General features: G+C 49.5%; 18 protein-coding genes. 13 read left to right on the top strand and 5 right to left on the bottom strand.

Annotation, left to right across the window (positions count from 1 at the left end):
- The first annotated feature begins 369 nt into the window (after positions 1 to 369).
- The 4 genes from hypF (at position 370) to hypE (ending at position 5,164) form a co-directional block, all read left to right on the top strand.
- A complete protein-coding gene (hypF, locus tag GF401_12405; protein ID MBD3345856.1) occupies positions 370 to 2,670 on the top strand; it encodes a carbamoyltransferase HypF in 2,301 nt (766 codons plus the stop codon).
- Between the two features lie 11 nt (positions 2,671 to 2,681).
- Entirely contained in the window at positions 2,682 to 2,909 is a 228-nt protein-coding gene (hypC, locus tag GF401_12410; protein MBD3345857.1) for a HypC/HybG/HupF family hydrogenase formation chaperone, read from the top strand.
- A complete protein-coding gene (gene hypD / locus GF401_12415; protein MBD3345858.1) occupies positions 2,906 to 3,988 on the top strand; it encodes a hydrogenase formation protein HypD in 1,083 nt (360 codons plus the stop codon). The genes hypC and hypD overlap by 4 nt, the downstream gene beginning before the upstream one ends.
- Before the next feature lie 168 nt (positions 3,989 to 4,156).
- The gene (hypE, locus tag GF401_12420) at positions 4,157 to 5,164 is read left to right on the top strand and encodes a hydrogenase expression/formation protein HypE (protein MBD3345859.1); all 1,008 of its coding nucleotides are present in this window, start codon (positions 4,157 to 4,159) and stop codon (positions 5,162 to 5,164) included.
- A gap of 98 nt (positions 5,165 to 5,262) precedes the next feature.
- Here hypE and GF401_12425 read toward each other — a convergent pair whose 3' ends face one another.
- Positions 5,263 to 5,475 (bottom strand): helix-turn-helix domain-containing protein, encoded by a 213-nt coding sequence (locus tag GF401_12425; protein ID MBD3345860.1) that lies wholly within the window; start codon positions 5,473 to 5,475, stop codon positions 5,263 to 5,265.
- A 423-nt stretch (positions 5,476 to 5,898) separates the two neighbouring features.
- Here GF401_12425 and GF401_12430 point away from each other — a divergent pair, with 423 nt between their 5' ends.
- Entirely contained in the window at positions 5,899 to 6,780 is an 882-nt protein-coding gene (locus GF401_12430; protein ID MBD3345861.1) for a DUF91 domain-containing protein, read from the top strand.
- Between the two features lie 272 nt (positions 6,781 to 7,052).
- Positions 7,053 to 8,597, top strand: coding sequence for a nicotinate phosphoribosyltransferase (locus tag GF401_12435; GenBank protein MBD3345862.1), 1,545 nt, complete (start codon positions 7,053 to 7,055; stop codon positions 8,595 to 8,597).
- 104 nt (positions 8,598 to 8,701) lie between these two features.
- On the opposite strand, the gene GF401_12440 is transcribed toward GF401_12435, so the two are convergent.
- Positions 8,702 to 9,541, bottom strand: a complete 840-nt coding sequence (locus GF401_12440) for a DNA-binding protein (protein ID MBD3345863.1) — start codon at positions 9,539 to 9,541, stop codon at positions 8,702 to 8,704.
- A 203-nt stretch (positions 9,542 to 9,744) separates the two neighbouring features.
- Here GF401_12440 and GF401_12445 point away from each other — a divergent pair, with 203 nt between their 5' ends.
- The 7 genes from GF401_12445 to GF401_12475 all read left to right on the top strand — a co-directional run bounded on the left by GF401_12445 (position 9,745) and on the right by GF401_12475 (position 17,211).
- Positions 9,745 to 10,425: a DUF1614 domain-containing protein gene (locus tag GF401_12445; protein MBD3345864.1), complete on the top strand. Its 681-nt coding sequence runs from the start codon at positions 9,745 to 9,747 to the stop codon at positions 10,423 to 10,425.
- Positions 10,426 to 10,537: 112 nt separating this feature from the next.
- On the top strand, positions 10,538 to 10,981 hold the full coding sequence (locus GF401_12450) for a hypothetical protein (protein MBD3345865.1): 444 nt from the start codon (positions 10,538 to 10,540) through the stop codon (positions 10,979 to 10,981).
- An 85-nt stretch (positions 10,982 to 11,066) separates the two neighbouring features.
- Positions 11,067 to 12,587 (top strand): FAD-containing oxidoreductase, encoded by a 1,521-nt coding sequence (locus tag GF401_12455; GenBank protein MBD3345866.1) that lies wholly within the window; start codon positions 11,067 to 11,069, stop codon positions 12,585 to 12,587.
- A 347-nt stretch (positions 12,588 to 12,934) separates the two neighbouring features.
- Positions 12,935 to 13,687: an outer membrane beta-barrel protein gene (locus GF401_12460; protein ID MBD3345867.1), complete on the top strand. Its 753-nt coding sequence runs from the start codon at positions 12,935 to 12,937 to the stop codon at positions 13,685 to 13,687.
- A 235-nt stretch (positions 13,688 to 13,922) separates the two neighbouring features.
- On the top strand, positions 13,923 to 16,481 hold the full coding sequence (locus tag GF401_12465; protein MBD3345868.1) for a hypothetical protein: 2,559 nt from the start codon (positions 13,923 to 13,925) through the stop codon (positions 16,479 to 16,481).
- A gap of 58 nt (positions 16,482 to 16,539) precedes the next feature.
- Positions 16,540 to 16,770 (top strand): hypothetical protein, encoded by a 231-nt coding sequence (locus tag GF401_12470; protein ID MBD3345869.1) that lies wholly within the window; start codon positions 16,540 to 16,542, stop codon positions 16,768 to 16,770.
- A gap of 24 nt (positions 16,771 to 16,794) precedes the next feature.
- A complete protein-coding gene (locus tag GF401_12475; GenBank protein MBD3345870.1) occupies positions 16,795 to 17,211 on the top strand; it encodes a DUF1318 domain-containing protein in 417 nt (138 codons plus the stop codon).
- 93 nt (positions 17,212 to 17,304) lie between these two features.
- Here GF401_12475 and GF401_12480 read toward each other — a convergent pair whose 3' ends face one another.
- The 3 genes from GF401_12480 to nifJ are packed head-to-tail and all read right to left on the bottom strand — an operon-like array spanning position 17,305 to position 23,045.
- On the bottom strand, positions 17,305 to 18,351 hold the full coding sequence (locus tag GF401_12480; protein ID MBD3345871.1) for a hypothetical protein: 1,047 nt from the start codon (positions 18,349 to 18,351) through the stop codon (positions 17,305 to 17,307).
- A gap of 11 nt (positions 18,352 to 18,362) precedes the next feature.
- Positions 18,363 to 19,391: a dihydroorotate dehydrogenase-like protein gene (locus GF401_12485; protein MBD3345872.1), complete on the bottom strand. Its 1,029-nt coding sequence runs from the start codon at positions 19,389 to 19,391 to the stop codon at positions 18,363 to 18,365.
- A 54-nt stretch (positions 19,392 to 19,445) separates the two neighbouring features.
- Positions 19,446 to 23,045, bottom strand: a complete 3,600-nt coding sequence (gene nifJ, locus GF401_12490; GenBank protein ID MBD3345873.1) for a pyruvate:ferredoxin (flavodoxin) oxidoreductase — start codon at positions 23,043 to 23,045, stop codon at positions 19,446 to 19,448.
- Between the last annotated feature and the right edge of the window lie 39 nt (positions 23,046 to 23,084).

The following is a 23,084-nucleotide window of genomic DNA, read 5'->3' on the forward strand; positions in this document are numbered from 1 at the left end:
CTACGATCTGGGCGAACATGAAAAAGCGGCGATTCTTTCTCTGCCGGAAGGGGATGATAAAATTCTGAAATATCCTGCGCTCTTTCACAGGATCAGCATGCTGCTTATCAACAAAATCGATCTGGCTCCCTATCTCGATTTCGACATACAGAAAGCAATTAACGAATGTAAAAGCCTGAACCGGACATTCGAAACATTCAGTGTCTCCGCTAAAACCGGGGAAGGCATGGATGGATTTTTTGATTATTTAAAACAGAAAGTAAAGAAGAATGGGGTAATGGAGTAGCGGAAGGTTTGAATGCTTCAGAATGCTGTCTTGCTCCCTAAAGGATACCCCGTCACTCCATTCTTTCATTCTACCTTTTTCCCATGATTTCATACACGATCACCATTACCGGCACTGTTCAGGGAGTAGGGTTTCGCCCCTTTGTCTATCGAACCGCCCATGCACATGGGATCAGGGGTGATGTACGGAACGATGTTTCAGGGGTGGTAATCCGCGCCCGGGGTACGCAAAAACAGCTGGATGCATTTCTTGAGGATCTTTGTACCAAAACTCCTCCCCTTGCCCGGATCCGTTCGTGCGATGTTAAAGAAGAGAGCCCTGGCGAGACTTATGACGATTTTGTTATCGTTGCGAGTAAACACGGGGAAAAACCTGATGTTGACATCACTCGTGATACCGCGCCATGTGCAGCCTGTCTCAAAGAAATGCGCGACCACTCCAACCGCCGGTACGGTCATCCTTTTATCAATTGTACCGATTGCGGTCCCCGATATACAATAATTACCGGACTCCCCTACGACCGGCCCAATACTACCATGACCGACTTTGCCATGTGTCCATTATGCAAAGCCGAATACGAAAACCCGGGAAACCGCCGGTTTCATGCTCAGCCGGTCTGTTGCAACGACTGCGGTCCTTCACTTTCGCTTCTTGACGGCAAAGGAGAAGCGATTCAGGATACCGATCCGGTCGGCCGCGCCGTCGACCTGCTTGCCCAGGGCAAAATTCTGGCAATCAAGGGTCTGGGAGGGTTTCATCTTGCCTGCAGAGCCGATTGTGAAGAAACGGTGGTTATACTCCGCAACCGCAAAAGACGGGAGCAGAAACCTCTGGCGATCATGACCGCCGGTATACCGAATGTAAAAAAATTCTGCACATTATCTGAAACCGAAAAATTTTTGCTTGAAGGAATCGAACGTCCTATTGTCATTTGTGACAAAAAAGGCGATCTACAGGGAATAGCCGAATCGGTCGCGCCGGGTGTTCCCACTCTTGGCATGATGCTTCCCTCAACGCCTCTTCATGCCCTGCTGTTCGATACCGATCGTTATGATGCGCTTGTTATGACCAGCGGTAATCTCAGTTCGGAACCGATCTGCATAACCAACGAAGAAGCGGTTGCCAAGCTTACCGGTATTGCCGATTATTTCCTCGTCAACGACCGTCCGATCCATATACGGGTGGATGATTCCATTGTGCGGATACTTTCCGGAAACCCGGTACTCCTGAGAAGGGCCCGGGGGTATGTCCCCGCTCCCCTTCCGGTGAATTATAATGTTGAGGGCATGGTGGCATTGGGAGGCATTATGAAAAGCACGGTCTGTATCGGCCGGAAGTCAACCTGCTATGTCTCTCAATATCTCGGTAAAGCCGAAAATGTCGAAACCCTTGAGAATGGTGTCCATGTACTCGATCATCTTATCGGCGTTCTGGGGGTGAAACCGGAACGGTATATCATCGATCTTCACCCGGGTGGATTTGTTTCATCGGTCATCACGACGGATGATTGTCCGGTGATAAAAATACAACACCATCACGCCCACGCTGCCGCATGTATGGCGGAAAACCGAATAGACGGGCCGTCGGTATGCCTTATTTATGACGGTCTTGGTCTCGGGGATGACGAGACACTCTGGGGAGGCGAAATACTTGTTGCCGATACCCGGGAATATAAACGGATCGGCCATCTGAGCCCCATGAAAATGCCCGGCGGCGATGCAGCCACGCGTAATCCCGCACGAATGGCAATCGGTGCACTGTGGGAAACGTACCCCCACACCGCTCAAAAAATCTGTCCCTGGCTTTCCCCAAAGGAACGGCAGGCGGTTATCTCCCTGCTCCAATCGGATATTAATTGCCCGGTAACCACGAGTATGGGACGGCTTTTCGATGCCCTCGCTGCGATCCTCGATATCTGCAGAGTTCAAACCTACGAAGGACAACCGGCCATTGAGCTTGAAGGATATGCCGACAGGAACGAAAGAAGATCCTATTCCCTCGATATTGTTGATAATGGAATACTGCTTCTCGATGGTCCCCTCCTGCTTAAGAAAGCAATCGATGATTTTCTTTCGGGCACGGATACATCGATCGTCGCAGCGCGGTTCCATAATTCAATTGTGGATATAAGTGCGGAGGCGGCGAACATTGCCGCGAAAAAGAACGGCATTGGCACAGTGTGCCTGAGCGGTGGATGTTTCCAGAATGCATTACTTTTCGAGCGTTTGGTTAAAAAACTGCACGATCTTAAACTAAAGCCCGTGTATCATCGTATTTTATCTCCAGGAGATGAGTGCATCTCCTTTGGGCAGGCGGTGATCGGAGGGGCGAGGAGAGCGAATATAAGTAATGAAAACATCAGGAGTAGTACGCTTAAAGATTGAGAGGTATTGACATGTGTTTAGCAGTCCCGGCAAAGATACTCAGCATCGACGGCACGGTTGCCACCTGTGATATGGCGGGCAATACCACGAATGCCGATATCTCGATGACTCCCGAGGCAGGCGTGGGCGATTATGTGATTATCCATGCAGGTTTGGCCATTCAGAAATATGATGAACAGGAAGCCTTAGAGACTCTGGCGCTGTTTAAAGAGCTTGGCGATACAACGGAGTCGCAATGAATTTAGTGCATTTCAATGATCCATCAACTGCCAAAAAGCTTCTTGACGGCATCCATGCCCATGCTCGGAAGCTCGATCAGGTTACAATTATGGAAGTATGCGGCACGCATACCATGGAGATCGGCCGCCTCGGATTGCGGCCCCTCCTCCCGGAAAATGTTGAACTCGTTTCCGGGCCCGGCTGTCCGGTATGTGTGACACCGGGGACGGTAATCGACCGGGCAGCAGAGCTTGCACTTGAGCATGATGTCACCGTGTGTACATTCGGTGATATGATGCGGGTCCCCGGAAACAAAACCTCTCTTGAAAATGCCCGCCGCCGGGGCGCCGCAATCGAGGTTGTCACATCACCACTTCAGGTACTTCAGCTTGCCGAGTCCAACCCTTCCGAAGAATATGTGTTTATTGCGGTGGGGTTCGAAACAACGATACCGGTTGTTGCACGAACCGTTGTTATAGCATCCGAAAAACGATTATCCAATATAAGCTTTATCATCTGTCACCGTCTGGTGCCCCCGGCACTCGATGTCCTTATCGACGATAAGGATATTGCACTTTCGGGATTTCTTCTCCCGGGCCATGTCAGCGCCATTATCGGCATGCAAGCCTATGCCGGGCTCACCGGTGCAAAAATCCCCGGGGTGGTTACCGGATTTGAACCCCTCGATATTATCGGCGGCATTCAAGCTGTCATGACTCTACTGACAGAACACCGATATGAGGTTGTCAATCGATATCCGCGCATTGTCAAACCAGAGGGTAATCCCCATGCCCTGCAGCTCATGAGTGAGGTTTTCAGCCCGGCCGATGCTGTGTTCAGGGGTATCGGGCCGATACCGAACAGCGGCCTTGCTTTACAGGAGCAATTCGGCTCCTATGATGCATGCCGCAAATACAAAATAGACATACAAGAAGATATCATGCCGAAAGGATGTTCCTGCGGTGCAGTACTGAAAGGTATTATACGTCCCGACCAGTGCCCACTCTTTGCCGGCGCCTGTACCCCCAACTCACCGGTGGGTCCTTGCATGGTGTCGAGTGAAGGTTCATGCGCGGCATACTACCGGTACGAACGGTGAGTGTGCAAGACCATGGACCTGCGAACTTGTAAACGAAACCGGAAAAACACCGCTGTTCACTTGTCAAGTGTGGTCTCGAAATGAACAAACTCACGCCAAGGATGGAGAAAAGACTCCCGGCGCTTCGGTTCAGATGTTTACCTTACTAAAAAGGAGGTTCAGCAGCTTATGACAATTGACAGAATCGAACTTTCCCATGGAAGCGGGAAGGGATTGCAGGAATTGTTGGGTGAAATAATTTTTCCGGTTCTTGCATCGGATCATACCGGTGCCTTTGAAGATGCGGCGGTGATTTCTCCGGGATGCGGCAAGATCGCATTCACCACCGATTCCTTTGTCGTTAATCCCCTTGAATTTCCCGGCGGTGATATCGGTAAGCTTGCCGCCTGCGGGACAATCAATGATCTTGCAATGATGGGTGCGGTACCGACCCATCTTGCCGTCTCCCTTATTCTCGAAGAAGATCTTGATGCCGGGCTGCTCAGGAAAATATTAAAATCGCTCAAGGATATGTGTGCCCTTACCAATGTTGCCATAAGCTGCGGGGATACGAAAGTCGTGGAAAAAGGTAAAGCTGACGGCATCTTTATTACTACCGCTGGAATCGGGAGTGTGCATGAAGGCATCAATCTTTCTGCCGGATTTGCCCGCAAGAATGATACGATCATTATTAGCGGGCCTGTGGGCTTGCATGGAATTGCAATTTTAGCGCAGCGTAAAAATCTGGGATTTGCCTCCAGTGCTGTTTCCGACTGCGCTCCCCTTCACGAACCGGCCCTTGCCCTGCTCGAAGCGGTTCCTGAAACTCGGGTGATGCGTGATGCCACACGGGGTGGGTGTGCCACGGTCCTCAATGAAATTGCCGCCGATTCCGGAGTAACGATCAGATTGAAAAAAACCGATATCCCCGTCCCCCAGGTTGTCGAAAGCGCCTGCGCCTTTCTGGGTTTCGACCCACTCCAGATTGCCAATGAAGGCACCTTTGCAGCAGTTGTACCCTCAGATATGGCCCAAAAAGCTCTGGAGGCCTTATATTCGTGCCCGCAGTCAAAAAATGCCGCAATTATCGGAAAGGTCGAAAATAAGGGACGTTTCCCCCTTGTTCTGGAAACCGAAGTTGGTGGGACCAGACCGGTAGAAATTCCACCCGGACGGCTGCTTCCCAGAATTTGTTGAGGGGGTGAAAGCGGTGTTATCCGCCGGAATTATTCCCGCACCTGTAATCAAGATTTTGCAGTGATTAATTACAGGTACGGGATCATTGGGACAGACTATTAAATATGTCCTTTGTTGAGCAGCGCCGTAATCGTCTCGGTTTTCCAGCGAGGCCGGTTACCGATGGTGATATCCGGAGGCGGGATACGTCCTGCATGACGTAAATCGCGAACCGTATAATAGTTTACCCGAAGATATTGCGCGATATCGCTTGGGGTTAACAAGGTCGGAATCGGAATGTTCACCTGTTTGTCTTTTTTCCTCTCAGCCATAGCACAACCTCCATTCTAAGGTGGATTGTGAAATAATCCAAAACACTTTTTTATACTGGTATGATATTTGAAGACATTTTAATCGTTTTCTCATTCTGGGTCAAATCCCCCCCCCAATTTACTTCTAAAAAACATAAATTAGCAAACATTATGCCAACCCTCTAACTTACTGAAAGCATTCAAAAAAGAAAAAATTCTCTGAAAAATTCGCCTATAATTATGTAAATGCGCTAACAATTTAGGTCATTGGTGCAAAAATACGGCGATGAACGGTGTCTTTTGGGTGATGAAGCTTTGCAAAAATTGCAAAGGGTGTTGGAAAATTTTAGAAAGTAAGAATTTCACCGGTACGGCAAAGGGAACTTCGGTGGACGATTCCAGAATATAATTCCCGATTTTTGAACGGATTACGCCATTTCTGGTATGGTAATTGCACATAATGAGAAAACTGTAAACACAAAAGAACAACCGGGCCGGATTAACCGGCCGGCAAAAATGCACGTGTTTCGAACAACAAACAGGGGGCCGGGTATGGACAAACGTGGAAGACCTTTTATATGGGAGATGATCCGTGAGGCTATCGAAGCGATGGGGGGGAAATCGACCAATGTGCTTGTTCGTGACTGGATACTGGAACGATATCCTGAAGCGAATGCCAACACCATTCAATGCCATATAATCATCTGTACGGTTAATCATCAATCACGGGTCCATTATCCCGAAAACCAGAAACCCCGGCGTGCGGAAAGTGAATACGATTTCCTTTACCGTCCCTCCCCGGGCAAATTGGAATTATACGATTCCCGCATTCATGGTCAATGGGAAATAGTCCAGGACCCTCATGGTTTTTTATTTGTCCGCCGTGCCGATACGGCAGCCCGGGGAAAACCCGAAGAAATCTTTGTCGGCGGAGGAATGATTGAAGAAAAACAGCTTCGAACCTACCTGGCCCGAAGTCTCGACAGTATTCAGCAGGGCCTTGAATTATTCGTTGATGACATGGGTAATGACGGTCTCGAATATTTAACCGATATCGGTGCTATCGATATTTTATGCGTTGATCGGGAAGGTAATTTCCATATTGTCGTGCTCAAAGTCGAGCGAACGGCCGAGGAAGTCAGTGGCCAGATTCTCGGTTTCATGAACTGGATCAAACAGTATCTGGCCGGCGAAAAAGCGGTTTGGGGATATGTCATTGCCACCCAGATTTCACCCCACATGCGCTATGCCCTGGCCAATCGTGAAGATATCTTCCTTAAAGAATACGAAATCAATATCATTTTAAAAGACGTCGAGAAAGCGTGATGGGAAAATAGAAGTCAAAAGCATGGGTCTGGGTGAGCAATTTATTGGGAATAATCTTCCACTTCTTCTTCTCAATCACAGTCTCCCATAAATGAAAATTCACTTTTCTTAAATATGCGAAAATACGCTTCGGTATATTCTCCTTTTTATTCAGTATCAAGAACTTAGCTGGAGGCTTACACCTGCTGGAATGAGAATTGCAAAAACAGTATTTCACATAAATTAGCGCAATCGGCTCAATAGTTTCGAATCGATAAGAAAGAGAGGTATGGATGGCCTTTGTACAGGATGGTTTGACGCATGGAATATTGTATACGGATTTTTACCAGCTTACCATGGCTCAGCTCTATTTCAAAATGGGTATGCATGAGACGAATGCTCAATTCGAATATTTTTTCCGGACCTGTCCCGATTATGGGGCCCATAAGGCCGGTTATTGTATCATGGCGGGAACATCATGGCTTCAAGAATGGATGAGCGATGTAAAGGTCGATAAACAGTCGATCCAGAAGCTGCGCGATCACACGGGAAAATCGGGAAAGCCGATTTTTTCGGATGATTTTTTAGACTGGTTTGAAGAAAACGGGAATTTTAACCGGATAACCATGGAGGGGATTGCCGAAGGCCGGGTGATTCATCCGAATGTACCGGCCTTAGTTGTTCGTGGGCCGCTTGCTATGGCACAGATACTCGAATCACCGCTTCTGAATCATATGAATTATCCGATTCTGATTGCCACAAAGGCATCCCGGGTCAAGCGGGCCGGTGCGGATAAGATGACCATTGAATTCGGCATGCGACGGGCGCAGAGCGAGGCGGCGAATGCCGGTGCACGAGCCGCCCTTATCGGCGGCGCCGATTTTACCTCAAATACCGGTATCTCCTATAAACTCGGTCTACCACCCAAAGGCACCCATGCGCACAGTATGGTCCAGGCTTTCATGTCACTGGGTCGGGGAGAATTGGAAGCATTCAGAGCCTATGCGGATGTTTATCCCGATAACTGCATTCTTTTGGTTGACACAATCAACACACTGGAAAGTGGTATCCCCAATGCTATAAAAGTCTTCGAAGAACTGCGGAGTAAAGGTCACACTCCGGTGGGAATCCGACTGGATTCGGGGGACCTTGCCTATCTCAGTATCCAGGCGAGCATGATGCTTGACAAAGCAGGCTTCGGAGATGTTTCGATTGTGCTGTCAAATAAACTCGACGAACTGGTATTGATGCAGATTATCAAACAGATCAAAGAAGAAGCTCCTCCGGCGGGAGTGGATCCCGATAAACTTATCAACCGCCTGGTGTACGGCGTTGGGACCCGGCTGATAACATCCAGGGGAGAAGGTGCGCTTGACGGTGTCTATAAGTTGACGGCAATCGAGCAGGAGGGAAAGTGGATACCGGCGCTCAAATTATCCGAAACACCGGGCAAAACACTTAATCCCGGTAAAAAAAATGTATGGCGCCTCTATGATAAAAACAACAAAGCAATTGCCGATTGTCTGTCGACCGGCGATGAAGATCTCAGAACATATTCATCGATTCACCTTCATCATCCGGTGGATTACACCAGATCCCGCGCTCTTGATGCAACAAGTCTGGGTCGAATCGAACAGCTTCACGTTCCCCTTTTTAAAAATGGCGGGATCAGAGAAAAAGAAGCCTCTATCGACCAAATGAGAAAAATACGGAGAGCCGATGAAGAATATCTCGATTCCGGAGTCAAGCGATTTATCAATCCTCATATTTATCACGTATCACTTACCCGGAAATTATGGGAGCTGAAACAAGACCTGATAGAGCAGGCAAAAAAATGACATATGCAGGTTAAGATCGATTTGGGGAAATGAAGGAAACCACGGATTTTTACGGATATGCACGCTTATTAATAGTCCATTCCTCTCCCCATCCATAATCCCCTTTATTTCAGCGATTCCTGTTCTCTGCCGCGTATGACGCGTTTTCCTTTCATGGAACCGCGGGAATAGCTTACAACCGTGCATTGATCTTCAACGCTGTCATGGCTGTAGTATATCACCACCCATTCATGGGTTTTACCGAATTCATGAGCCTTATGGGTATTGGAGTACATGGCGGTAAATTTCCAGCCGTCACGCTGGGTATTCATGATGGGCAACCATGCATCATGGTCGGGATTGAATCGGCGGGGAGCAATTGTATGTAACTTGCCTTCATCTGCTTTCTGACGGTATTCCCGATCTATTTCGAGGAGCAGGGGAACCGATGGCTGTTTTTCTATTTCATGCATACGCCTTCTTTTGGAGCGGCTCAGAATGGAATTAAGCGTTTCAGCAAGACCTTCAGTACGCCGTTTTCCCATGCCCGATAACTGCTCCACCCTTCCGTCATGCACCGCCATTTCCAGCTCTTCAAGTGATTCAATCCCAAGCTTATCATGAATCTCCTCAGCCAGTTTCTGTCCGATACCCGGAAGAGACTTCAGCGTATCCATAAACGATTGTTCGCATTGAAGATGATCAAGGAGGCTCAATTTGCCGGTATTGTTGATTTCCTCGATAGAGGCTGCAATTCCTTTACCGATCCCTCGTAGTTCGGTAATTGCCCTGGGGCCATCTTTCTTCAGCCGTTCACTTACAGAAAATTCGGTTCCCCTGATTACCGATGAGGCGATATGATAGGCGCGCGCCCGGTGTTCATTGCCATCCTTGCGCTGCAGAAGCTCCGCCACTTCTTCGAAAATGTCTGCTAACTGTTCATTCGATACGGTGTTTTGACTCATACTTGTGCTGATTACTGGATGATGGATACAATAACTGTTTTGTCGATCTTATATTAATTATCCGGTTTCATCATATATATCCGAAATAATAGCTGCAATAATGATGCCATAAATGGTTCTGATTGGCGCAATCTTTGCGCTCTGAATAATTCTTTATTGAATAAAACGTTTTTCATTTCTAGCACATAGGAAGGTAGGATCTGATGTTTCCCTTTGGTTTGATTCCACTTTTACTGTTTCTTTTTTTGCTTATTTTATTTCCCCTTATTCTTGCTGATGTAATGTTGAGTGCCCTGGCTCGCCTGGGCCTCGACCCGGGAACGTCACTGCTCGCCGCCCTTGGCATCCTGCTTGGCGGCATGATCAATATTCCGGTGAAACGGATTCGACGGGAAAATCCGGTAAAACACACACCCTCCGGTTTGTATGGAATTGAACGAATGATGCCGGGGTTAGTCAAACAGAGCAACTATACCACCATTGCGGTCAATATCGGAGGATGCGTTGTTCCATCGATAATTGTTATCTACCAGATAATTCGACTTGCCGGCGAAGGAAGCATGGCGCTTATTACCGTTTCGGGTGCTGCGCTCATAAACATTGTATTCTGCTATTTCTTTGCGCGCCCGGTACGAGGGGTAGGTATTGCCCTTTCTCCAATCATTCCGGCGGTTGTCGCCGCCCTTTGCGGAGTACTGTTTATCCCCGATCTTGCGCCGGTCATTGCCTTTGTTTCAGGGGTTACCGGTCCACTGGTAGGAGCGGACCTTCTGAATCTGAATAAAATTTCAAAAATCAGTACCGGAGTCGCCAGTATCGGCGGTGCAGGGACTTTCGATGGGATCGTTATTTCGGGTTTTCTGGCAACACTCCTTACCTGGTAGTCGAGGCTGCCCTAATCCTGATCAATAGGCATTTTGGGTGCTTAACGGCATGATTATTGCTCACATCTAACCAACGTAAGTAATATCCACAATTACCCAAAGGAGGTTTTCTATGAAACGACTTGGAGCTATGACGGTTTTGGCGGTTCTTTTTGGCATGACGTTTTTTTCGGATGGTTATGCGCAGGGGCAAATGATGCGAGGCGGTCGAAGCATGCATAAGGGCATGATGATGGGTACCGACTCGGCCATGTGCCCTATGGGCCCCGGCATGGGAATGGGGATGATGATGCCCCGTGTCGTCGCAACCATGGATAATGCAATCTTTATATTGATGGGGAACAAGCTGATTAAATACGACAGCAATTTGAACAAGAAAAAAGAAGTCATTCTTGAGGTTGACGAAAAGGACATGCAAGCCATGTTCGAAAATATGCAGAAGATGCGTTCGATGTGCATGGAAATGATGGCGCCCCAATCCAAAGAGCAGGAAAACGGGGAAGAAGAGATGATGCAGGAACAGGAACAGGAAACAGAAGACGAGAAACAGAAGTAAGAAATTATTGAAGGTCGAATATCCCATCCCGGGAAGGTTTTTCCCGGGATGGATAAACCTGATTTTGCATTGAAAGTATGAAAATATGAATGAAACACTTCCACTACAACCTCATGATCGATTTAATCAGGAGCTTGAAGCCAATACTCATCCTCCCGAATGGAAAAACCCCTCACCTGCGCCCACGTACAATCTGGTTGTGATTGGCGGTGGAACTGCGGGCCTTGTCTGCGCAGCCGGTGCTGCCGGACTGGGCGGCAAGGTTGCGCTTATCGAAGAACGTCTTATGGGCGGTGATTGTCTGAATTTCGGCTGTGTCCCCTCAAAGGCGCTCATTCGGTCTTCCCGGGAAAATGCCGATATACGTTCTGCAAAAGAGTTTGGTATTGATCTGTCTCAGGCGCCCAGTCAGAATTTTACCGCAGTTATGGACCGTATGCGGCGTTTACGGGCGCGGATCAGCCCCCATGATTCGGCAGAACGGTTCAAACAGCTGGGTGTGGATGTCTTCTTAGGTAGTGGACGCTTTACGAGCCCGGACACCGTCCAGGTTGAATCATCGACACTTACATTCAGGAAAGCCGTGATCGCCACCGGCGCCCGTCCGGCGGCCCTTCCCATAGAAGGCCTTGCCGAAACCGGGTATCAGACCAATGAAACCATCTTTTCACTCACCGAATTCCCCCGGCGTTTTGCCGTTATCGGAGGCGGTCCTCTGGGATGCGAACTGGCTCAGGCATTTTCCCGCCTCGGATCCTCGGTCACAATTCTCGACAAGGCGCCGCACCTGCTGCCACGTGAAGACCAGGAAGCCGCCGAATTACTCCAGAAAATATTTGCCGGAGAAAATATCGACCTGAAACAGACAGTACGAGTATCCCGGATCGAAAAACATAATGGCGACAAGGTTATCCGCTACCGGAAAAACGATACGGACGCCGAAGTGATCGTCGATGAAATTCTCCTTGCCGCAGGCCGTGCGCCCAATATCGATGGTCTGGATCTGGAAAAAGCCGAGGTCGAATATGATCCTCGGCGAGGCGTTATTGTCGACGACCATCTCCAAACAACCAACTCCAGTATCTATGCCGCCGGTGACTGTTGTTCCAGATACAAATTCACTCATATTGCCGAAGCCCAAGCGCGGATTGCCCTGCAAAATGCGCTCTTTCTGGGCCGGAAAAAGATGAGTTCCCTGACTATACCCTGGTGCACCTATACCGATCCCGAAATCGCCCATACAGGAATGTATGAAAAGGATTCGCAGGGACGCGATATTGAGATGGACACCTTTAAAATCGATCTCTCTGAAATCGACCGGGCGGTTGTCGACGGCGAAGAAGATGGTTTTGTAAAGATCCATACGGTACGGAATTCGGACAAAATACTCGGGGCTACTATCGTGGCTCGTCATGCAGGTGAAATGATCAGCGAACTCACCCTGGCAATCACGGGAAATATCGGCCTCAAAACAATCGCTGCAACAATTCACCCCTACCCTACCCAGTCGGAAATTATCAAGCATGCCGCGGACGCCTACAACCGTTCCCGGTTAACTCCCGGCATAAAGAAACTGTTTTCCCTGTGGCTTCAATGGCGCCGGTAGTAATACGCTTGGCAATTCCGCAATTGACTTGCCGCAACCGGGAACAACATTCAAAATAACTTTTCATACGAGAACCACCACCTTGCCAACCAGCAATAGCAGATATATTTATCCGTTTTAATACCACCCGATTCCGCCGCTGGCATACCAATTGCTCGATGTAAAGTAGGTCCGATAGGGATCGGCGAAGCACACACATCCATGAAAAGCCGTCCGACAGTGCAGTACCGGAAGCACATCTCGGGTTTTCCTGGTTGTGAAGCCTGAAGAATTTATACAGAACCAGAATATTCATACCTGCCGGATAACAATGGCAGCGTATGATTATGTAACAAAGGAGGCTAATCATGAAACGAATAGCATATTCATTATTTATTGCCGTCGCACTGCTCATTACTCAAGCGGCGGCGTATCAGACTGAAGAATACGATCCGGTAGAACGATTCCGTTATGGAGAAAGTTTTTCCATAGGAATCAAGGGTGGTCTCAGTGTTTCCTATTTCAGAGGGATGGCCGCCGATGCTCTTGACGAAAGGCTGGAGCATGAATTTTCGGAATTTGTCAATGACCCGCTGCCATATGTTACCGGTGGTGTCTTTGCAACGTTGGCGCTCTCCGAAAACTTTGCTTTTCAGCCCGAGGTAATCTATCTGCGCAATGGCGAGCATTATGAAGGTGTCTACGGTGGGGAAACCTATGAATTCGATCTGACGGCAGAATACGTAACCTTTCCCTTTCTTATCAAAATCATGGCACCATCTCCCGACATGCTTTTCAGACCGAACTTTTTTATAGGTCCTGTTCTGAGTATTTTGCTCGACGCAAAAGCTACCGGGGTGCCGCAATTGCCCTCGGGTGCAGAGAAAATTGGTATTTTGGATAACTTCCGGAAAGATGAAGATATCAATGACCAGGTCCGGTCTACGGATTTTGGCATAGTTATGGGTGCGGGAATTGATGCAAAAGCCGGTCACGGGCATTTCTCATTCGAAATCCGCTATACAACCGGATTTTCAAATGCCTTTGATAAAAACCCGAATGCCGAAGACTTTAAAAATGCTGCAGTCTCAATCCTTGCCGGTTATGCATATGATTTCTAAACAAAAACAAGGGCTTGTGCTTCGTTTTTGTAAAATAAAATGATCCGGATTAAAGCGGTGCGACAACGGGATAATACTTCCCTGGAGTCGGACCGCTTATTTTATTCTGCTTTATTTTTCGTCCCGCCACCTACGTGCCGGTCACATGAGGGTTTTTAGGTAATGGCTCCACGGGATTTTAATTTCACTAAGGAAATGGGCTCCGGGAAATTCATTCTTTCCTTTAGGGAGTGGCATGGATTTTGCAAATTTTAAGTCTTTTCAGCTTTACCTGTTTCCGACCTTAATACCGGCTGAGTCGGGAAATCTGTCCCCGACCGGATACCGGTGGATTTGTTTTCCTGAAGGGCGTCTTGTTATGTCAAAGAAACAGCTCAGGATATTGCTGTTTGTCGCTGTTGCTGTTGTTGGGACAGGCGCTGCACTCTGGGTGGCATGGATCCGGATCGTTCCCGGAATTATCGAAAGGCGGATACAGGAAACGCTCGTCCAACAGGGAATTGATCCGAAAGCAATTGAAATCGCCTCTATCGAATACAATAAAATCGTTTTAAAAAACATCATGATCGGAACACCCGACACTATTGCAGCCGAAAATGTCATTGTTTATTTCTGTCCCCTGGCACTGCTTTTGGAGCGGGAAGTAACCACGATAGCAATTTATGGTCTTAAAACGACTCTGGCACCTGGAGAAAGGGAAGTGGGGCCATCGCCTTTTCCGGACTGGCAGGAAAAATTGCGTGAGATCACCTTGCCTTTCGAACTCATAAAACTCTATTCATCAACCATAGAGATACAATTAGAAAACCGGCGGTATTCGGTTACTATCGAGGGCAGTGTGAAAAAAGCCGGCACCGACAGTCTTGATATTCAAGCCCGGGCAGAAACCAAGGATGCTGCCGCCAATGGAGTGGCGGTTGTCCGGATTCCCGCACTGACAGGGCACTACGAGGTGGCGATAGACAGCATGAGCTTCGCTCTGTTGAATGAAATCAGAGAAACGTACTTTCCTGATACCGATATTGCCATGGCAACCTGGCAGGGTATGCAGGCCCGGGCCGAAATAAGTGTCGACACCGGCAGTTGGCGCGCCGATGCCTTGCTTTACGGCACCGATATGGTGGTACAAATCAATTCGGAGAGCTTTACATCAACAATTGGTGTGGATACCATCACCACCTTCCTGACACGTGGTACCGATGATACCAGCACTGCCCGGTTAACCGGCACCTTTGCCGGAGGAAACTTTTCGGCCCGGGGAGCCTTTGATCTTGCCACATTTCAGGGTGAATATGCCTTTGCCGGCGATGAACTTGCTGCAGACAGTATCTTGAAAATAGTGCGGCCCTTTGTTGAGATTCCTCAGATAACCACCGCAGGCATGGTTGCCCTGCAAGCCGACGGCATCTACGATTTAAATCGAATCGATGCAAACGTGTCAATCGGGGGACGCAACTTTTACATAGCAACAACCGGTGGTGAATACGATATACAATTCTATCCGGATACGGTCCAATCCACCCTGCTTCTTGTTTCTCCCGGAAACCGTTGGCGTATGCAGGATCTCCTCATCCGGATACCGGAGGGCCGTCTCACAAGCAGCACTCCTGCTCTCAAGGCCGACAGTATCTCCATAACCGCCCCCCTGTCCTTTAATGGTTCTCTCATTGAAGAAGGCTCCTTTGCTTTGAGCAAGATCACGTTGAGCAATCAACCAATGCCGTCGGTGCAGGGAAACTTTGCTATCCGAAACAACCGCCTGGGATTCACCGGACGCAGCACGCCTCTTCCCGAAGCACCGCTTGGGATTGAAGGATGGATTGATTGGAGCTCCACTCCAGCAAGCGGTCATATCGAAGGCAGGGTGCCCGAATTCGAACTGGACAATGAAAAGCTGCTGACCCAAAGATGGCTTCCCGCGCTGCAAGGCGATATCCTGAATGGATTCTATGCCCTGGAGCACGACATCTGGTGGACCGGCAATTCAGTCATTCAGCGCCTGAAAATCGCCACCCGCAACGGAAGCTGGAGGCGGCCTTCAGCCACCACGGGAATCCTTGGCGTTGAAGGTGAGCTTGAGCTTGACAATCTTACTCCGCCTCTCACCCCTGATGCCTACTGGTTTGCAGTCGATTCGGCATATACCGGTTCTTTTTGTGTTAATGAAGCAGCGGTAAAACTTGCCATAACCGAAACCGCTCCCCTGCTCGTTCAAACAGTTGCCTTCAAATGGGCCGGAGGGAATTTCCGAAGCCACGACATTGTAATCGATTTTGAAAAAACCCGACTTCAGTTCACCCTTTCTGTCGACCAGGTCGATTTGCAGGAAATACTTAATTTTTTCAGGTACAAGGGGGCACGCATAACCGGAAAGGCGTCGGGAGAACTGCCCATTACCTTACGGTGGAATGGCGATATACGAGTGGAAATAGGCGCAGGGACACTGAAAACCGGGCCGGAAACCGGAACCGTCAAATTTACCAAAGAAACCGCCATGACAATACTGGGCATTAAAGAAGATATCCCTGCGGATACCAGGGATCTCGAAAAAAAAGTACGGAGTATGGCCCTGGGCGCTCTGCAGGACCTGCTCTATACCGATCTTGAGGTGGCTTTCGAACCCCAGCCCAATGGTCAAACCATGGCCCGGGTTCATTTGGAAGGACAGGGGCCGAGCGGTGCTGTGGAAAATCAGATACCGATCGGCGGGCTCAATCTCAGGATTCATAATATCGAAGGGATTATTAACCAAATAATCCGGCAAAGCGGCAGAAGAAGAATCCAATTTCGATAAAAAGCATAAATTTAATTGTGATCGAAAGGAGTTACCCAATGACAAAAAGGAGGATGCAATGTACCATTTTGTTGCAGGTACAGCAGTTACGGTGCTGTTGATGATGGCGTTGTGCTCACCAACAGTAACAGTGAAACACCAGGTAGAGCCGATCCATGTTACCGTGGATGTCTACCTTAAAGCAGAACAACAACTGGAAGATTTCTTCCGGTTCGAAGAGGAATTTGAAGAAAAACCGACCCGGGAGCAGGAGACCCCCGCCGAAGAAGGTGGAGCGTCGCAAAAATAATCTCAACAATAAGGAGTTCTATTTATGAGATCATATGCACGTCAAAAAATAATTTTCGGTTTATTGCTCGTTGTATTCATGGCCATGCAATCCTCATCCGAAGCCCAGAGTAAAGCAGAATTGCAGGAAAGCATGAAACAGCGCTATCCCGAGCTGCAGGAGTTGCGGGACGAAGGCAAAATAGGAGAAACCTATCGTGGTTACGTTGAAGCGGTAACTAAAAAGGCAAAAAATGATAAAGAAATCCAGCAGCTTATCAAAACCGAAAATGCCGAACGTAAAGCCCTGTACGAGATAATCGCCCAGGATGTGGGGACTAACGCCGAAGCTGTCGGGAGAATCAATGCCAATCGGATCCTCCAGGAAGCCGATCCCGATATGTATTATAAAACCGATCAGGGAGTGTGGAAACAGAAGAAGGATGTGAAGATTGCGGAATGAGGGGAAGGAGTGAAGGGTGAAGGTAAAAGAGGATAATGGATCTGAATCCTATATCCTGAACCCTGAGCCCTTATCCGTCCATTACTCCAATCATCAAAACACCAGCTTCCCCGCGACATCGATCAGGCTTGCAGTGTGGTTGTCGGGGAGGCCTTGTTCGTTGGTATAAAAAAACTGGTATTCGGCGGCGAGTGAGATATGCTCGTTGACCGGTACTCTGGCGGTGAGGTAAAAGGTCGTATTGTCTTCGGGGCTTCCGGGAGCCACACCCGAGTAGACACTTTCACGGGCAAAACCGGCCACACCATGTAGATATATAAAGGGCTTGGAAATATAATTGATCCAGAAGCCCCAGGTGCGGACATCATTGCCCGGAGTGCCGTCACCCCCGATAGTAAAGAGGTCGGCGTTGTCCAGATTTGCTCCCAGGGCAAATTCGGCTAAAAAGGAAGGCAGTCGATGGACCGGCAGATTGGCATCCACACTGATTCCCCAGATCCAGAATTCCCGGTCTTCATCATAGGCGGCCATTAATGCCGCAACGCCGGTTTCCATGTCTTCATTAAACTCCAGACCGAGACGGGTCTGGTCTTCTTTCGAAGCCTCCCCTACCGACACCTGAAACACCGGTCGGGTTCGGCCGAGTTCGGTAAGCCAGGTCAGGGCAAACTGCGGACGCCTGAAACCATAGTTGCCGTTCATCCAGAGGTTGGCGTTAGTGTTGTTGGTAGTCGGATTGAGGGGAGAGAAAAAATCCCACCGCTGTCCTATGTCAACTTTCAGATTCTGCAGGGGTTTCATCCATACGTATGCCAGACGCATTCGCGGCACGGCATTGAAATTGGCGGCAATTACCCAGAAATCAATTTCCGCCACTCCGCCAAAAGGGACCGTTATCTCTTCTTTTTGTATTTTAAGGCCCAGTCGAGTATGTTGGGCAGTAAAGCTTACCGCTGTTGAGTCTACCCCCGACGCCCTCGACACACTGGTAAGCGCAGGTGTTCCCCACGACACGACACCGTTTGCAGCAAAATAAAAGTCCCCTTTCAGAAAGCCATAGGGAGTAACCTCCAGCTTCTGCAGATACGCTAGTGCTGAAAACACACAACCAGCAAGGAATGCGATCTTTCCGAAATTCATTAAAATCCTTTTTACCGGTGACTTTTCACTGTGAGTTCATCCTGCTCTTCGGGGACCCATGAAGCGAGTACGTGCATGTAATTTGCCCGTTCGAATGCTGCAGGCTCGGCTACTTTGTCGTGACTGAGGACCCCCCGTAATGCATCGACCGAATCGTAATCCCGGTGCTGCATCCATTCGACCAGCCCCTTAAGCAGGGTACCACAATGAGCGATACCATTTTTCAGAAGGGATGACGTTGTCATGGCGACCGTTGCACCCGCTGCAATGCTCTTGACAAGATCATTTGAAGTATGGACCCCTCCGGTCAGTGCCATAGAGAGGGGAATTTTTTTATAGAGCAGGGCAATCCACCGGATCCGAAGTCTCATTTCCTGCGATGTGCTCAACTGGAGATTGGATTTTACCGACAGCGATTTCAGGTCGAAATCGAGCTGATAAAAACGGTTGAACATCACCAGTGCATCAGCTCCGGCATCGGTGAGGCGGGAAACTGTCCAGGGAGTCGATGTCAGGAAGGGACTCAGTTTGACCGCAAGAGGGATTTTGATATGTTTCTTTATCTCCCTTACCAGTTCGACATAATTGTTTTCCACCTCTTCACTGCTCATTGACGGATCGGCTGGCAGATAGTAGATATTGAGTTCGATACCATCGGCGCCCGCCTGTTCCATTTCGGCGGCATAGGTGAGCCATCCCCCGGGCGAAATTCCGTTGAGACTGGCGATTACCGGAAAATCGGTCGCTCCCTTGATCCGCTCCAGCCGTTCGAGATACTGATCCGGCGCAAAACGATAGGGCCCTGTATCAGGGAAATAAGTAAGAGCTTCGGAAAAATGCTCTGTTCCCTGAAGTAAAAACTTATTCAGCGTCCGCTGCTCAAGACTCACCTGCTCTTCAAAAAGCGAATCGAGCACTACCGCTCCTGCACCATTGTCTTCCAGTTCTTTCACCCTGTCGATATGCCGCCAGAGCGGTGAAGCGGAACCGACAAGGGGGCTGGAAAGGGCAAGTCCCATATATCGGGTATTCAAATCTATCGTGGTTTTCATACAGATACTCCGATTGTACCGAACATGATGGACAAACAATTGTTATACACTTTCGGCAAACTCCTTTTTCTTCTTCTCCTTTTCAGGCTCCTCCTTCTCAGCCGGTTCCATACTGCTCCAATGCTCATAGAACCGCCGGCGGGAATCGACTTCATCACGAGCACTATTGAGGAACGCTTCGGCCCGCTCGGGATTGCTGTAGCGAAGCATCTGGTAGCGTGTTTCATTATAGATGTAATCTTCGAGCGGAATACTCGGCGGTTTTGAATCGAGTTTCAGAGGATTCTTACCCTGTTTTTTCAAAAGAGGATTATACCGCATGAGGGGCCAGTATCCGCTGGCGACCGCAGCTTTCTGTTGCTCCATGCCCTTTGACAAATCAAAACCCTGACCGATACAATGGGAATAAGCGATTATCAGTGAAGTTCCCGGGAAGGCTTCGGCTTCCCTGAACACCTTGAGTGTATGGGTATCGTTGGCTCCCATGGCCACCCGGGCCACGTAGGCCGTGCCGTAGGTCATGGCCATTGCCGCCAGATCTTTTTTCGCCGTTGGTTTCCCGGCCGCTGCAAACTTTGCCACCGCGCCCATAGGTGTCGCCTTGGACATCTGCCCGCCCGTATTGGAATAGATCTCCGAATCGAGTACCAGAATATTGACATCACGCCCAAGCGACAGGATATGATCCAACCCACCATAGCCGATATCATAGGCCCAACCGTCACCGCCCACAATCCAGACGGTTTTTCTTACCAGAACTTCGGCCACCGCCAGCAATCGCCGAGCCTTTGGGTCATCGCTCCCCTGCAGTACCTGTCTGATTTTATCAACCCGCTCCCGTTGCCGCTCGATCGCTTCCTCGTTTGTACCGCTTTCTTCCAGAATTTCCTGCGCCGTCCCGTTACCGATTTGCGGTGCAAGCTGTCCAACAAACTCACGGGCAATGTCAATCTGCTTATCGAGAGCACATCGCATACCAAAACCGAATTCGCCGTTATCCTCAAAAAGTGAATTTGCCCATGCCGGTCCTTGATGGTGTTCGTTGGTACACCAGGGGGTTGCAGGAAGATTTCCGCCATAAATTGACGAGCAGCCGGTAGCATTGGCGATCAGCGCCCTGTCGCCGAAAAGCCGGCTCATTAATTCGAGATAGGGTGTTTCACCGCAACCCCCACAGGCGCCGTGGAACTCAAAGAGCGGTTTCATAAACTGGACATCCGCTATCGATTCTGCCCGCAACAATCTTCGATCGGGATCGGGAATATTGAGGAAAAATGCCCAGTTGCGAACACCCTGTTCTTTATATGGTTCCTTGGGCTCCATATTGATCGCCCGCAGCCGGGGCTCGGATTTGTTCCGGGCCGGACAGGCTGCCGTGCAGAGCCGGCATCCGGTACAGTCTTCAACTGAAACCTGAATTGTAAACTGTTTTCCCCGGTGACGAGATGAACGGGCTTCAACCGATTTGAATCCTTCCGGTGCATTCGCCAGGGCAGCGGGTTCGCAAATCGTGGACCGAACAACCGCATGTGGACACACCATCACGCATTTCCCGCATTGAATACACACCTGCGGGTCCCACACCGGTATCTCGAGGGCGATGTCCCGTTTTTCGTACCGGGTTGTTCCCGAGGGAAAGGTGCCGTCGGGAGCAAATGCACTCACCGGTAAATTGTCCCCTTCACCGGCAATCATGGCCGCGGTTACCTTTTGTACAAACTCAGGCGCAGAGGGGGGCGCTGTTGTACGCATTCCAAACCGACTTGTGGCTTTTGAAGGAACCTCGATCTGATGAAGATGGTCGAGAGCCCGGTCGACAACTTCATTATTCATTTTTACAACTTTTTCTCCCCGTTTCCCATAGGTTGTGCCGATATGCTTTTTAACTGCGCCCAGGGCCGTATCAAGATCGATGATATTACTCAGGCTAAAGAAACATGCCTGCATGATCGTATTGATACGCTTTCCCAGTCCTACCTGCCGTGCGAGTTCATAGGCATCGATCACAAAAAAGCGGAGTTTCTTGTCGATAATCGTCTGCTGAACCTCCCGGGGCAAATGATCCCATACCTGATCGGGGGGATAAGGTGTATTGAGCAAAAATATCGCCCCCTCCTGAGCACCGCCCAGAACATTGAGTCGTTCCAGAAAAAAGAACTGGTGACAACCGACAAAGTCGGCATTGTGCACCAGATAGGGAGCATTGATCGGTTCGGAACCGAATCTGAGATGGGAGACGGTTAATGATCCGGCTTTGCGTGAATCGTAAACAAAGTAGCCCTGGACATAGTTGTTGGTCTGCTCTCCGATGATTCGTATAGTGTTGCGATTTGCACTGACCGTCCCGTCGGAGCCCAATCCATAAAAAAGCGCCCGGGTCCTTCCGGACGGTTCGGAACCGAATCCGCAGGGGTAATCGATACTGGTATGCGACACATCATCGGTTATACCAACAGTAAAATGCCGTGACGGCTTTTCTGCGGCCATATGATCGAACACGCCTTTTACCATCGCAGGAGTAAATTCCTTCGACGAAAGCCCGTACCGTCCACCGATCACCAGGGGCGTCGTTTGCAGACGAGCGGTTCCGTGTTCGTACAGCGCCGTAATGATATCGTTATAGAGCGGATCGCCGGTGGACCCCGGTTCCTTTGTCCTGTCGAGGGCAGCAATCACGCCGACGCTTTGAGGCAAGGCATCGATAAACGTTATCGCCGCAAATGGGCGGTAAAGGTGTACTTTGATCAGGCCGACTTTTTCGCCCTGCTTAATAAGCATCCGCACAGTTTCTTCAACGGTTTGAGCGGCCGAGCCCATGATTACAATAACAAACCGGGCATCATCGGCTCCCACATAATCAAAAAGATGATATTGTCTTCCGGTAACCTGTGCAAACAGATCCATGGCGCCCTGGACAATATCGGGACACTGGCGGTACCAGGGATTTGATGCTTCCCGCGCCTGAAAAAAGACATCGGGATTTTGAGCGGTCCCCCGGATAAAGGGATGGTCGGGTGACAGGGCACGACTTCGATGGGCACTCACCCACCCTTCATCAACCATCGCTTTCATCTGTTCGAGAGTAAGGGGATACACCGATGACACTTCATGGGATGTCCGGAAACCATCGAAGAAATGGACAAAGGGAACACGGGACTGGAGACTTGCGGCTTGTGCCACGGCGGCAAAATCCATCGCTGCCTGCACGCTTGTCGCTCCCAGAATGGCAAAACCGGTACCCCGGACCGCCATGATATCGCTGTGATCGCAGAATATCGACAAGGCGTGCGTAGCGACGGTCCGTGCGGCAACATGAAAAACCGTGGGTGTCAGCTCACCCGCAATTTTATACATATTGGGAATCATGAGCAGCAGACCCTGAGAAGATGTAAAGGTTGTTGTCAGCGCACCACGCTGCAGAGCGCCATGGACGGCGCCCGCCGCACCGCCTTCACTCTGCATTTCGGTTACCTGGGGAACCGTATCGTAAATATTCGGTTTCCCCCGGGTCGACCATTCATCGGCAAGCTCTCCCATTGGTGATGACGGTGTTATGGGATAGATCGCAATGACCTCGTTCATATGATAGGCGACATGTGCCGCAGCATGATTCCCGTCGACAGTTAACCGTTCCTGCTGCATAGGGGGCATGGCTCCTCCTCCCGGTCCGGCCCCTTCCCC

It is taken from the genome of Chitinivibrionales bacterium, from assembly GCA_014728215.1.
Lineage (GTDB): Bacteria > Fibrobacterota > Chitinivibrionia > Chitinivibrionales > WJKA01 > WJKA01.

Coding starts and splice junctions, on each gene's coding strand:
- GF401_12470 (MBD3345869.1), top strand. CDS start 16,540: ATGTACCATTTTGTTGCAGGTACAGCAGTTACGGTGCTGTTGATGATG.
- GF401_12465 (MBD3345868.1), top strand. CDS start 13,923: ATGGATTTTGCAAATTTTAAGTCTTTTCAGCTTTACCTGTTTCCGACC.
- GF401_12430 (MBD3345861.1), top strand. CDS start 5,899: ATGGTAATTGCACATAATGAGAAAACTGTAAACACAAAAGAACAACCG.
- GF401_12455 (MBD3345866.1), top strand. CDS start 11,067: ATGAATGAAACACTTCCACTACAACCTCATGATCGATTTAATCAGGAG.
- GF401_12450 (MBD3345865.1), top strand. CDS start 10,538: ATGAAACGACTTGGAGCTATGACGGTTTTGGCGGTTCTTTTTGGCATG.
- GF401_12425 (MBD3345860.1), bottom strand. CDS start 5,475: ATGGCTGAGAGGAAAAAAGACAAACAGGTGAACATTCCGATTCCGACC.
- hypD (MBD3345858.1), top strand. CDS start 2,906: ATGAATTTAGTGCATTTCAATGATCCATCAACTGCCAAAAAGCTTCTT.
- hypE (MBD3345859.1), top strand. CDS start 4,157: ATGACAATTGACAGAATCGAACTTTCCCATGGAAGCGGGAAGGGATTG.
- hypF (MBD3345856.1), top strand. CDS start 370: ATGATTTCATACACGATCACCATTACCGGCACTGTTCAGGGAGTAGGG.
- GF401_12460 (MBD3345867.1), top strand. CDS start 12,935: ATGAAACGAATAGCATATTCATTATTTATTGCCGTCGCACTGCTCATT.
- GF401_12445 (MBD3345864.1), top strand. CDS start 9,745: ATGTTTCCCTTTGGTTTGATTCCACTTTTACTGTTTCTTTTTTTGCTT.
- nifJ (MBD3345873.1), bottom strand. CDS start 23,045: ATGCAGCAGGAACGGTTAACTGTCGACGGGAATCATGCTGCGGCACAT.
- GF401_12480 (MBD3345871.1), bottom strand. CDS start 18,351: ATGAATTTCGGAAAGATCGCATTCCTTGCTGGTTGTGTGTTTTCAGCA.
- GF401_12435 (MBD3345862.1), top strand. CDS start 7,053: ATGGCCTTTGTACAGGATGGTTTGACGCATGGAATATTGTATACGGAT.
- GF401_12475 (MBD3345870.1), top strand. CDS start 16,795: ATGAGATCATATGCACGTCAAAAAATAATTTTCGGTTTATTGCTCGTT.
- hypC (MBD3345857.1), top strand. CDS start 2,682: ATGTGTTTAGCAGTCCCGGCAAAGATACTCAGCATCGACGGCACGGTT.
- GF401_12440 (MBD3345863.1), bottom strand. CDS start 9,541: ATGAGTCAAAACACCGTATCGAATGAACAGTTAGCAGACATTTTCGAA.